Genomic DNA, 11,638 nt, shown 5'->3' with positions numbered 1-11,638 from the left:
AATAATACAAGGCAACAAAGGGTTTTACCGTGCTAAAACAAAGAATAATTACCGCGCTGGTATTGGTCGCCCTGTTTCTCGGCGCCCTGTTCCTGCTGCCAATCCAGTGGTTCACCCTGGCCACGGTTGCGGTCATCCTGCTCGGCGGCTGGGAGTGGGCTAATCTATCGAATCTCAATCGTGCCCTGCGATTTGTTTTCCTGGCTGCCCTGGGCCTGGCGCTGATTGGCACTGCCCAGTATGTGTTCTCGATGGAGTTCGGTAATCCCGACACCGCGCGGGCACGCCATATTCTCGCGGTGGCCTGTGGCTGGTGGGCGCTGGCCTTCCTGTGGGTTCAGAGCTACCCCGCCAGTGCGATGCTCTGGGGCAACCGCTGGGCGCGGGGCCTGATCGGGCTGGTGGTGCTGGTGCCGGCCTGGCTGTCGATGGTGATCCTGCGCGGGCAAGAGCACGGTGCCTGGCTGGTCCTGTTTGTGGTTGCCGTGGTGGTTGCCGCCGACGTCGGCGCCTATTTTGTGGGGCGGCGTTTCGGTAAGCACAAACTGGCCCGTGAAGTGAGCCCCGGTAAGTCCTGGGAGGGATTTTTCGGCGGTCTGGCGGCATGCCTGGTGCTGGCCATTTCCGTTTCGGTCCTGCTCGACCTGCCGCTCAAAAACAGTGTGCTGTTCTCGTTCGGTATCCTGGTAACCGCGGTTGCGTCCGTGATCGGTGACCTGGTGGAGAGCATGTTCAAACGCCACCGGGGGATCAAGGACAGCAGTCATATATTGCCGGGTCACGGAGGAATCCTGGACCGGCTCGACAGCCTCTCCGCTGCGCTGCCGGTGTTTACCATGGCGGCCCTGGCCAGTGAGCTGCCCAAGTATCTTTAGCCGACAGTCTGCTGGCCTAAAGGCGTTTTCTTAAAAGACTGCCCCGTGACACACCAGCAGTACCCAGAACAGAGGGCCCTGGATTGCGGGGCCCAGAGGTAAATCGAAAGTCTATGCATTCCCCGCAGCAGCAATCCGTCAGCGTTCTGGGTTCCACCGGTTCCATTGGTGTCAGCACCCTCGATGTGCTGGCGCGGCACCCTCAGCGCTATAGCGTGTTCGCATTGACCGCCCGCGAGCGTATTGAGGAGTTGGCGCAGCAATGCCGGCGCTTCGCGCCCAGGTACGCCGTAGTGGCTGAAGAGGAGGGCGCCGCGCGGTTGCAGGCCATGCTCGCGGCGTGTGATTTGCAGACGGAAGTGCTCTGGGGAGTTGATGGACTGTGCCAGGTTGCCTCGGATTCCCGTGTCGATACGGTGATGGCGGCCATCGTTGGCGCTGCGGGCTTGCGTCCCACACTGGCTGCCGTGGAGGCGGGCAAGCGGGTGCTGCTGGCCAACAAGGAAGCGCTGGTGATGGCTGGCCCTGTTTTCTTGCGCGCACTGGCGAAAGGTGGTGCGCAGATGCTGCCGATCGACAGTGAACACAATGCCATCTTCCAGTGCCTTCCCCAGCCCTGTGGCAGCCTGGAGGAGTGCGGGGTGGAAAAGATCCTGCTGACGGGGTCGGGCGGTCCATTCCGGCGCCACCTGCCGGGCGACCTGAAGCATGTGACGCCTGATGAAGCCTGTGCCCACCCCAACTGGTCCATGGGGCGCAAGATCTCCGTGGACTCGGCCACCATGATGAACAAGGGCCTGGAGTTTATCGAGGCCTGCCTGTTGTTTAATGCGCGACCTGAGCAGATCGAGGTGGTGGTGCACCCGCAGAGTATCATCCACTCTATGGTGCAGTACCGTGATGGTTCCCTGCTGGCACAGATGGGAAATCCCGATATGCGTACCCCCATTGCACACGCGCTGGCGTTTCCCGAGCGGATCGACAGCGGCGTGGCGGCGCTGGACCTGATTGCCCAGGGGCGTCTGGACTTCGAGGCGCCGGACATGGGGCGTTTCCCCTGCCTGCGGCTGGCACGGGAGGCGATGGTGGCCGGGGGCAGTGCCCCCACGGTGCTCAACGCCGCCAATGAGGTTGCAGTTGAGGCTTTTCTGCAGGGCAGGCTGGCGTTCACTGGCATCCCGGTGGTCATCGAGCGGGTTATGGAATCTGTGCCAGCGGTTGAACTGACAGGGCTGGATGCAGTCGAAAATGCGGATCGCCAGGCTCGCGTGCTGGCTTCTGAGGCTCTGGAGTCCGCCTGAGGCGGGCGTCCTGGAGCCTGGGGGTCAAAGGGTGGGGTTGGCACTAACTGACGGGTAGCTATGGATCTGATTCAGACGGTTCTCTGGGCGCTGGTGGCACTCGGGGTGCTGGTATCTTTTCACGAGTTCGGGCACTTCCTGGTGGCGCGGCTGTGCGGCGTCCGGGTGTTGCGTTTTTCCGTGGGCTTCGGTCGCCGGCTGCTGTCGCGCTATGACCGCCATGGCACCGAGTTCACCATCTCCGCTATCCCCCTCGGCGGCTATGTAAAAATGCTGGATGAGCGGGAGGGCGCCGTGCCACCCGGCCAGCTGGACCAGGCATTCAACCGCAAGAGTGTCTGGGCCCGCATTGCTATAGCCGCTGCCGGTCCCCTGGCGAATTTCCTGCTGGCTATTGTGCTGTTCTGGGCCGTGTTTATGGGCGGTACTGCCGGTCCGGTGCCGGTGGTTGGGGCCGTGGAGCCCGGCAGCATTGCAGCCCGTGCGGGGCTGGAGTCCGGCCAGGAGATCCTGGCGGTGGACGACCAGCCCACGCCCACATGGCAGGCCCTTAACTGGCGCCTGGCCAATCGCCTGGGAGACACCGGCACAATCGAGTTTACCGTCCGTTACCCGGATTCCGAGCTGGAGTACCACTCGGTGGCTGATATTGACCGCTGGCTGGCAGGGCGGGAGGTCCCGGACCCGGTCGCGGAAGCCGGGCTGGACCTGTGGACACCTCCGATCACCATGACCCTGGCACAGGTAACAGCGGACAGTCCGGCCCAGGCTGCGGGCCTGGAGGCTGGGGACCGGATCCTGACCACGGATAGCCGGATCTTTACCAGTTGGGATGAATGGACCGAGTATGTGCGCGCGCGCGCCGGGGAGGCGCTGGACGTGGAGGTCGAGCGTGATGGCGAGCGCGTGTCCCTGACCGTGACACCGGCACCGGTGACCCTGGAAAGTGGGGAGGAAATCGGTCGTATCGGTGTCCTGCCGGTGGTTGAATCCTGGCCCGAAGACCGGGTCCGTACCTATCACTACGGAGTGTCAGCTGCCCTGGCGAAGGGGTTGCAGGAGACCTGGGACAAGACCCTGTTTACCCTCAACAGCCTGAAAAAGCTGGTATTCGGGCAGCTTTCGACCAAGAACTTGAGCGGTCCTATCACCATTGCTAAAGTGGCCGGCACCTCGGCAGACGCCGGCTGGCAGTCTTTCCTGTCGCTGCTGGCGCTCCTCAGTATCAGCCTTGGGGTGCTTAACCTGCTGCCGATCCCGGTATTGGACGGTGGTCACCTCCTTTACTACGGCATTGAGGCGGTCAAGGGGTCCCCGGTTTCCGAGCGGGTGCAGATGATCGGCCTGCAGGTGGGTATGGCCCTGGTGCTCGGGATTATGGGGCTGGCGTTGTACAACGATATCCTGCGCCTGTAGCGCGGGTGGATTTATCTACCTTGCCCGGGATGCCGGGGGGGGCGGCCCACGGGGCCGTGGAGGTGCCGGCACCTAAGCCGGCTCCCTGACAGTCTCCCTGCGAGGTGCGGGCGGGGCTGGGCCGGGTGATGTTTGCGCCATCCGGTGTAGTGGAATTGCGAATAAACACTTTGGAACTGGTTAATGAATGATTTCCTGAAAGCGGCCTCACTGGGGCTGGCGCTGCCTATTACCGCTGTAGCCCAGTCGTTCGTGGTCAATGATATTCGCGTGGAGGGCCTGCAACGGGTATCCGCGGGTACCGTCTTCGCCGCCCTGCCGGTACGGGTGGGTGACACTATCGAGAGCCTCGAGATCCAGACCGCCACGCGAGCGCTGTTCCGCACCGGCTACTTTCAGGATATCCAGATCGGCCGCGAAAATGGCGTGCTGGTAATTACGGTCCGCGAGCGTCCGGCCATCTCCAAGATTGAGCTCACCGGCAACAAAGCGATCAAGAGCGAAGACCTGCTGAAAGGCATGGAAGAAAACGGCCTCGCCGAAGGGCAGATCTTCAAACGTGCCACCCTCGAGGGCCTGGCCCAGGAGCTGGAGCGGCAGTACGTTGCCCAGGGGCGCTACGGCGCAAGTGTCACTACCGAAGTAAAGGAACTGCCCCGCAACCAGGTGGAGCTGAAGGTAGTGGTTGATGAAGGCTCGGTCGCAGCGATCAAGCATATCAACATCGTTGGTAACGAGGCTTTCTCAGATGATGAGCTGGCGGATATCTTTGAACTGCAGACCACCGGCTGGCTCTCCTGGCTAAGCAGTGATGACAAGTATTCCCGCGAAAAGCTGACCGGTGACCTGGAGCGCCTCGAATCCTTTTACCTGGACCGCGGCTACCTGGAGTTCAAGATAGACTCTACCCAGGTATCCCTGAGTCCCGACAAGAAGAGCGTATTCATCACCGTGAATGTCTCCGAGGGAGACGTCTATAAAGTGAGTGAAGTGGACCTCGCCGGTGACCCGGTAGTACCCGAGGAGGAGATCCGTCGACTGTTGCTGGTTCGCGAAGGCCAGACCTTCTCCCAGGTGCTGATGACCACCACCTCCGATTACATTACCAAGCGCCTGGGCAATGAGGGTTACACCTTTGCCGAGGTGAATGGCATGCCCGAGCCCAATGAGGAAGACAAGACGGTAAAGGTCACCTTCTTTATCGATCCGGGCAAGCGCGCCTACGTTCGCCGCATCAATTTCCGGGGCAACACCCGAACTTCAGATGAGGTACTGCGCCGCGAGATGCGCCAGATGGAATCCGCGTCCGCCTCGTCTGCTCGTATCGAGCAATCAAAAGTTCGCCTGGAGCGCCTGGGATACTTCAAGGAAGTGCAGGTGGAGACCACGGAAGTGCCCGGCACATCCGACCAGATCGATGTGGACTACACCGTGGAGGAGCAACCCTCCGGAACCATCGGTGGTACCGTGGGCTACGCGCAGGACAGCGGTATCGTCCTGGGTGCCAACGTACAGGAAAATAACTGGCTGGGTACCGGCAAATCCGTCGGGGTCGCCATCAATACCTCCCGCTATCAGACGGTGGCCAATTTTTCCTATACCGATCCTTATTTCACCCCGGATGGGGTGAGCCGGGGCTTCAATGTCTTCTACCAGGAACGGGATTACTCGGAAATCAACCTGGCAAGCTATAACACCACCACTTACGGTGCCGGCCTGAACTTCGGATACCCGATTTCAGAGATATCCCGGGTCGGCTTGAACTTTGGCTTCAGCCATCTTGAGCTGGGAACGGCCAGCAATTCTGTCAAGGAAATCCGTGAGACTCCACGCCCCATTGAGGGGGTGGATGGACAATTCCCGGTGACGACTTCGGACCCCGAGACTATTTCCGCAGAGCTGGGGCAACTCGATGAGGAGTTGAGGGCGGCCGCTGCAGCCGGTGAGGCGCTCGACCTCAGTGAGCCACTGGACCCGTCGCTGCTGAATACCGACCTGGACGGATTTGTGGACCTGAACGGTGACGAGTTTGACACCTTCTCGGTGACCAGCTCCTACGCCCGCTCAACCCTGAACCGTGGCATTCTCGCAACGCGCGGTACGTCGCAGCGTGCATCGCTGGAGATCGCGGTGCCGGGCGGGGACCTCGAGTACTACAAATTTATCTATACCGGCCAGTACTTCCGCCCGCTGACCAAGAACCTGACGTTGCGTCTGCGCACCCGCATTGGCTATGCAGACAGCTTTGGTGATACCTCCGAACTGCCGTTCTTCGAGAACTTCTACGGTGGTGGTTTCGGCTCGGTACGCGGCTTCGAGCGCAACTCCCTGGGCCCGCGTTCAACGCCGCCCACACCCTATAACACCACTAACTGTGCGGTAAACGCAGACGGTCTTGTGGCCGAGACCTGCTATGTGCTTGACGAGGAAACCGGTGCTCTCCTGGTCAGAGAGAACCCGCGAGAACCGGATCCCTTCGGTGGCAACATTCTTGTCGAGGGTAGTGCGGAAGTGATTTTCCCGCTGCCGTTTATCAAGGACCAGCGCTCAATGCAGTCCGCGTTCTTTATCGATGCCGGTAACGTATTCGATACCAGCTGTGGCGAAACTCAGCTGAACTGCTACGATGTCGACGTCGAGCGGCTGAATGTTTCCGCCGGTATCGGCCTCACCTGGATCTCCGGTTTTGGTCCGCTGACCTTCAGTGTGGCCAAGGCGCTGGAGAAGAATGACGAGGACGAGGTCGAAGTATTCCAGTTCTCCCTGGGCAACAGTTTCTGATTCCCGGGGCAGGGCTTGAACGAGGCGGCCGAAGAGAGCCGTCGTGTAGTATAAATAAGCAAAAATGGAGAAACCGACGTGCTTAAATCTGTAAAAATTATCGCAGTCCTGTTTGTGGGAATTATTTTTTCCGGGGCTGCTGCGGCGCAGAGCAAGGTAGCAGTCTTCAACCTGCAGGCCGCCATCATGAGCACCGAGGCGGCCAAGTCCAAGGTCAACGCGCTCAAGACCAGCTCCGAGTACTCACAGCTGCAGAGCACAGCCGAATCCATTCGTGCGGAAGTGCAGAAGCTGGCTGAGGATGCGCAGAAAAATGCAGTTACCTGGTCTGAGGAGCAGAAGGCGGAGCACCAGCGCAAGATGAACTTCAAGCGCTCTGACTTTGAAACCGCGGTGAAAAAGTTACGCGCAATGGAGGGCCAGGTCGGCCAGGAGATCCAGAAAACCATGGCACCGAAAGCCAAGAGTGCCCTGGAAGCGATCATCAAGGAGCAGAAGCTGGACCTGGTGCTGGACGCGAACTCCGCCTATTTCGCCGGCCCGAATGTCGACCTGACTGCAGCGGTAGTCAAGCGCATGAACGCGGACAAGTAATCCGGCAAGAATTGCGCACATGACAGACAAGCCAACGCTCGCCCAGCTGGCTTCCCGGCTGGGCGCTGAGTTGCGCCTGGCACCCGGGGTTAGCCCCGAGACGGTGCCTGGCGGGCTCAGCACGCTGCAGGACGCAGCGCCAACCGATGTAAGCTTCCTCGCCAGTGCCGCCTATCGCCGTTTCCTGCGCGATACCCGCGCCTGCGCCGTTATCCTGACCGCGGAGCACGCAGACGAATGCCCGGTGTCCTCCCTGGTAGTGCCAGCGCCGTACCATGCCTTCGCGCAGGCGACAGCTGTGTACGATACTGCCCCCCGGCCGGACCCGGGGGTTCACCCTTCGGCGGCGGTGCATGGCGATGCTGACGTTGATCCCTCTGCCAGCATTGGTCCCGGAGCGGTCGTTGGTGCGTTCGCCCGTATTGGGCAGGGCGCTGTTGTGGGACCCAATTCCACAGTTGGTGAAGGCAGCGTCATCGGCGATCGGACCAGGCTCGGTGCCGGTGTTGTCATCTATCACGGCTGCAATATCGGTCGCGGGTGTATCATTCACAGCGGTGCGGTGATTGGCGCGGACGGGTTTGGCTTTGCTCCCCACGAAAAACGCTGGACCAAGATCCACCAGCTGGGTGGTGTTGAAATCGGCGACGATGTAGAGGTCGGCGCCTGTACCTGTATCGATCGCGGTGCCCTGGGTGATACCGTGATCGGCCAGGGGGTCAAGATCGACAATCAGGTGCAAATCGCGCACAATGTACAAATTGGTGACTACTCAGCCATTGCTGCCTGTTCGGCGGTAGCCGGGAGTGCTGTCATCGGCAAGCACTGCACCATCGCGGGTGGTGCCGGCGTAGTCGGGCACATCACGGTGGCGGATGGCACACATGTCACCGCCATGACGCTGATTACCAAATCCATCGACTCGGCCGGCTCCTATTCCAGTGGTACGCCATTTTCTGACAGCCGCAGCTGGCGCCGCAATGCGGTGCGCTATGCGCAGCTGGACCAGATGTCGCGTCGCCTGCGGGAGCTTGAGAAGCAGGTCGCGGCCATGTCCGCGTGCCGCCCGGAGGCAGGAGAGGGAGAGTAGCTGCGTCAATACGAGTCCGGTTCGGCCTGGCGGCCCGAGTCGGTCGTAAAGAATTGTTTTGTTGTTCGGGGCGTCATCACGCCCCGAAGTAGTTTTTGGGGATATTTACCATGATGGACGTGCGCGAGATTCGTCAATACCTGCCTCACCGTTACCCGTTCCTGTTAGTCGACCGCGTGGTTGAGCTGGAAGAGGGGAAATATATCAAGGGTTACAAGAATATCTCCGTCAATGAGGAGGTGTTCAACGGCCACTTCCCTGAGGCGCCGATTTTCCCCGGTGTGATGATTGTCGAGGCGATGGCGCAGGTTTCGGGTATTCTCGGGTTCAAAACCCTTGGGCAGAAGCCGGAAGACGGTTTTCTCTACCTGTTTGCCGGTATCGATAATGTGCGTTTCAAGCGCCAGGTGGTCCCAGGTGACCAGCTGCAGTTGGAGTCCGAGGTGGTGTCAGAGCGCCGGGGTATCTGGAAGTTCGCCTGCAAGTCCAGTGTGGATGGTGAGCTGGCCGCCTCTGCCAACGTATTGTGTGCGGTAAAAGAAGTCTGACCAATTTATAATTGGTGGTCGAAACCGCAGGTCGGTTTGATTTCTTGCAATGCCGCCCCTGAAGAGCGGGGCGGCGGTCGAGTTTTCCGGGAGTTAGGCGCAGCATGCAGACAAATATCCACCCCACCGCGATTATCGATCAGTCAGCGATCATCGGTGACGGTGTGTCTATCGGCCCCTATACCGTTGTGGGCCCCGATGTGGAGATCGGCGATGGCTGCGAAATCGCTTCCCATGTGGTGCTGACCGGCCCTACCAGGATGGGTAGAAACAACCGTATCTACCAGTTTTCTTCCGTGGGACAGGATACCCCCGACAAAAAATATCAGGGGGAGCACACTACGCTGGTAATCGGCGATGACAACGTGATCAGGGAGGGGGTTACCATCCACCGCGGTACCGTCCAGGACCGTGGTGAGACTACGATCGGTAACGACAATCTGATCATGGCCTATGCCCATGTAGGACACGACAGCGTCATCGGTAACCATACCATCCTGGTCAACAACGTGGCGCTGGCAGGGCATGTGGAAATCCGGGACTGGGCCATTCTCAGTGGTTTCAGCCTGGTACACCAGCACTGCACCATCGGTGAGCATGCGTTTACCGGGATGGGGGCTGCGATCGGTAAGGATGTGCCGGCCTACGTTATGGTCGCGGGCAATCCCGCCGAGGCCAAGACGATCAATGCCGAGGGGCTCCGTCGTCGCGGCTTTTCACGCGACGAGATCGCACTGATCAACAAGGCGTATAAAATCGTTTATCGCCGCGGCTTAACGCTGCAGGAGGCCCTGGAGGCCCTGGCCGAGCTGCGGGAGCAATCCGCTGTGGTGCAACCCTGGATCGATTCACTCCAGAATTCCTCTCGCGGCATTACCCGCTAAGGGGATCGCGGCCCTCTGGCCGCTGACATTTCCGTAGAGAGCCAAGTCTGTGACAGAACGAGACCAACCATTGCGTGTCGGCATGCTCGCCGGCGAGGCGTCAGGCGATATCCTTGGAGCCGGCCTGGTGGCAGAGCTGCAATCGCGCTTTCCCAGCGTACAGGTGGAGGGCATCGCCGGGCCACGCATGCAGGCCCTGGGGGCGAAATCCCTCTTTCCCATGGAGCGCCTGTCAGTGATGGGACTGGTAGAGCCTCTCAAGCGTCTTCCCGAGCTGCTGCGCATCCGCCGTAGCCTGCGCGACCATTTCCTGAATAATCCGCCCGATATTTTTGTCGGGATAGATTCCCCTGACTTCAATCTCTCGCTGGAGCAATCACTTCGTGAGGCGGGGATTCCCACCGTGCATTATGTCAGTCCATCGGTATGGGCCTGGCGGCGCGGGAGGATAAAGAAAATTGCCCGGGCGGTTGACCATATGCTGACCCTGCTGCCGTTCGAAGCGGATTTTTATCGGGAACACCGGGTACCGGTGACATTTGTCGGTCACCCGCTGGCGGACGAAATACCGCTGCAGCCGGATGTCCGCGCCGCGCGCGCTGAGCTGGGCTACGCGCCGGAAGATCGGGTGATTGCATTGTTGCCGGGCAGTCGCGGCGGCGAGGTACGATTGCTGGGACCGCTGTTCCTGCAGGCCGCAAGCTGGTGTCGCCAGCGCCGGCCGGAACTCAAGTTTGTCCTCCCGGCTGCGAACGAGGCGCGGTATTCTGAGCTGGAGGGGATGCTGGAGAAATACCCTGACCTCCATGTGCAACTACTACAGGGGCGGTCCCATACGGCGCTGGCCGCGGCGGACAATGTACTGATTGCCTCGGGCACCGCCACGCTGGAAACCATGCTGCTGAAAAAGCCCATGGTGGTAGCGTACAAAATGGCGGGGCTGTCCTATGCGATTTTTTCCCGCATGCTGAAGACTGCCTGGGTGGCACTGCCCAACCTGCTGGCACAGCGGGAGCTGGTACCGGAGATTCTGCAGGACCAGGCCACACCGGAAAATCTCGGTGCAGCACTGCTGCAATACTTTGACGATCCCCTCCTGTACGACCAGCTCCAGAGGGAGTTTTCCGACCTGCACCAGCAGTTGCGCAGGAACGCCTCTTCCCGTGCTGCGGATGCCGTGTGTGCCCTGCTTACCAGAGGTGAGGGCGGGGTACGGGAAACAACAGAGAGGGAGGCCTGAGAAAATGGCTGTCGTAAGGTCGAAAAAGTCCATGCCGGAACCCTACCAATGTGTTTACGGGGGTGACTTGCTGGCGGGGGTGGATGAAGTTGGCCGCGGCCCGCTGGCCGGTGATGTTGTCGCTGCAGCGGTCATCCTGGATCCAGCGCGACCTATAGAAGGGCTGGCGGACTCCAAGAAGCTCAGTGAAAAACGTCGCGAGCTGCTATTCGATGCAATCCGTGAGTGCGCCCTCTCTTTTTCCATCGCCCGGGCCTCGGTGGCCGAGATCGACCAGCTCAACATACTGCATGCGAGTATGCTCGCCATGAAGCGCGCTGTGGAGCAGCTTCCGATACAGCCCGAATTCGTCCTGGTGGACGGTAATCGCAAGCCGGACTGGCGATACGACTGCGATACGGTGATCAAGGGGGACGCCAGGGTCCAGGCGATCGCCGCCGCTTCGATCCTGGCAAAGGTCACGCGAGACCGGGAGATGGTAGCGCTGGATCGCCAGTACCCGGGTTACGGACTGGCAGGCCATAAAGGATACCCGACAAAGGCACATTTACAGGCGCTGGAGCAGTTGGGGCCCACGCCCATCCACCGGCAGAGTTTTGCCCCGGTCAGGCAGCTGGTGATGGGGCTTTAAGGGGGGGGCAATGCTGCTCCCCATACCTCCCGTTCGATCGTCGTCGTCAATTATTTGCTATAGATGCCTTATTGCATGGGAAAAATTGCGAGAGTTGCGGTAAGCCCGCAGGTTTCTTTGAAAGATCCAAAAGAGACTGCGACAGTGAGCCCAAGCTCCCCTGAGCAGGCTTCGGTGCCGCTGTGTTCCTGGCGGGTATTATTATGGTTGTCAGGTCTGGTTGGTTCTGAGCGCCATTGAGAAAGGAATTTCGGGGGCACTCAAGGCGGCCCCGGTGG

The 11,638-nt window shown here is 60.2% G+C and carries 10 protein-coding genes; all 10 read left to right on the top strand.

The window, feature by feature from the left end; genetic code table 11:
- The first annotated feature begins 29 nt into the window (after positions 1 to 29).
- The 10 genes from LVD11_RS10685 (at position 30) to rnhB (ending at position 11,360) form a co-directional block, all read left to right on the top strand.
- Entirely contained in the window at positions 30 to 875 is an 846-nt protein-coding gene (locus tag LVD11_RS10685; RefSeq protein ID WP_237058839.1) for a phosphatidate cytidylyltransferase, read from the top strand.
- 113 nt (positions 876 to 988) lie between these two features.
- On the top strand, positions 989 to 2,176 hold the full coding sequence (gene ispC / locus LVD11_RS10680) for a 1-deoxy-D-xylulose-5-phosphate reductoisomerase (RefSeq protein WP_237058837.1): 1,188 nt from the start codon (positions 989 to 991) through the stop codon (positions 2,174 to 2,176).
- A 60-nt stretch (positions 2,177 to 2,236) separates the two neighbouring features.
- Positions 2,237 to 3,592: an RIP metalloprotease RseP gene (rseP, locus tag LVD11_RS10675; protein WP_237058834.1), complete on the top strand. Its 1,356-nt coding sequence runs from the start codon at positions 2,237 to 2,239 to the stop codon at positions 3,590 to 3,592.
- A 183-nt stretch (positions 3,593 to 3,775) separates the two neighbouring features.
- Positions 3,776 to 6,373, top strand: coding sequence for an outer membrane protein assembly factor BamA (gene bamA / locus LVD11_RS10670; protein WP_237058832.1), 2,598 nt, complete (start codon positions 3,776 to 3,778; stop codon positions 6,371 to 6,373).
- A 78-nt stretch (positions 6,374 to 6,451) separates the two neighbouring features.
- A complete protein-coding gene (locus LVD11_RS10665; protein WP_237058830.1) occupies positions 6,452 to 6,967 on the top strand; it encodes an OmpH/Skp family outer membrane protein in 516 nt (171 codons plus the stop codon).
- A gap of 19 nt (positions 6,968 to 6,986) precedes the next feature.
- Positions 6,987 to 8,057 (top strand): UDP-3-O-(3-hydroxymyristoyl)glucosamine N-acyltransferase, encoded by a 1,071-nt coding sequence (lpxD, locus tag LVD11_RS10660; RefSeq protein WP_237058828.1) that lies wholly within the window; start codon positions 6,987 to 6,989, stop codon positions 8,055 to 8,057.
- Between the two features lie 110 nt (positions 8,058 to 8,167).
- Complete coding sequence (fabZ, locus tag LVD11_RS10655) at positions 8,168 to 8,605, top strand: 3-hydroxyacyl-ACP dehydratase FabZ (protein ID WP_237058826.1); 438 nt, start codon at positions 8,168 to 8,170, stop codon at positions 8,603 to 8,605.
- A gap of 104 nt (positions 8,606 to 8,709) precedes the next feature.
- A complete protein-coding gene (gene lpxA / locus LVD11_RS10650; RefSeq protein WP_237058824.1) occupies positions 8,710 to 9,489 on the top strand; it encodes an acyl-ACP--UDP-N-acetylglucosamine O-acyltransferase in 780 nt (259 codons plus the stop codon).
- A gap of 49 nt (positions 9,490 to 9,538) precedes the next feature.
- The gene (gene lpxB / locus LVD11_RS10645; protein ID WP_369413314.1) at positions 9,539 to 10,729 is read left to right on the top strand and encodes a lipid-A-disaccharide synthase; all 1,191 of its coding nucleotides are present in this window, start codon (positions 9,539 to 9,541) and stop codon (positions 10,727 to 10,729) included.
- A 4-nt stretch (positions 10,730 to 10,733) separates the two neighbouring features.
- Complete coding sequence (gene rnhB / locus LVD11_RS10640; protein WP_439651286.1) at positions 10,734 to 11,360, top strand: ribonuclease HII; 627 nt, start codon at positions 10,734 to 10,736, stop codon at positions 11,358 to 11,360.
- Positions 11,361 to 11,638: the final 278 nt, after the last annotated feature.

It is taken from the genome of Microbulbifer sediminum (assembly GCF_021729035.1).
GTDB classification, from domain to species: Bacteria; Pseudomonadota; Gammaproteobacteria; order Pseudomonadales; family Cellvibrionaceae; genus Microbulbifer; species Microbulbifer sediminum.
The sequence above is the reverse complement of the archived record's forward strand: the minus strand, read 5'-3'. Positions and strand labels throughout refer to the sequence as shown.

Bases quoted from the DNA above. Each gene is read 5' to 3' on its own strand.
- ispC (WP_237058837.1), top strand. From the start codon at position 989: ATGCATTCCCCGCAGCAGCAATCCGTCAGCGTTCTGGGTTCCACCGGT.
- rseP (WP_237058834.1), top strand. From the start codon at position 2,237: ATGGATCTGATTCAGACGGTTCTCTGGGCGCTGGTGGCACTCGGGGTG.
- bamA (WP_237058832.1), top strand. From the start codon at position 3,776: ATGAATGATTTCCTGAAAGCGGCCTCACTGGGGCTGGCGCTGCCTATT.
- lpxD (WP_237058828.1), top strand. From the start codon at position 6,987: ATGACAGACAAGCCAACGCTCGCCCAGCTGGCTTCCCGGCTGGGCGCT.
- fabZ (WP_237058826.1), top strand. From the start codon at position 8,168: ATGATGGACGTGCGCGAGATTCGTCAATACCTGCCTCACCGTTACCCG.
- lpxA (WP_237058824.1), top strand. From the start codon at position 8,710: ATGCAGACAAATATCCACCCCACCGCGATTATCGATCAGTCAGCGATC.
- rnhB (WP_439651286.1), top strand. From the start codon at position 10,734: ATGGCTGTCGTAAGGTCGAAAAAGTCCATGCCGGAACCCTACCAATGT.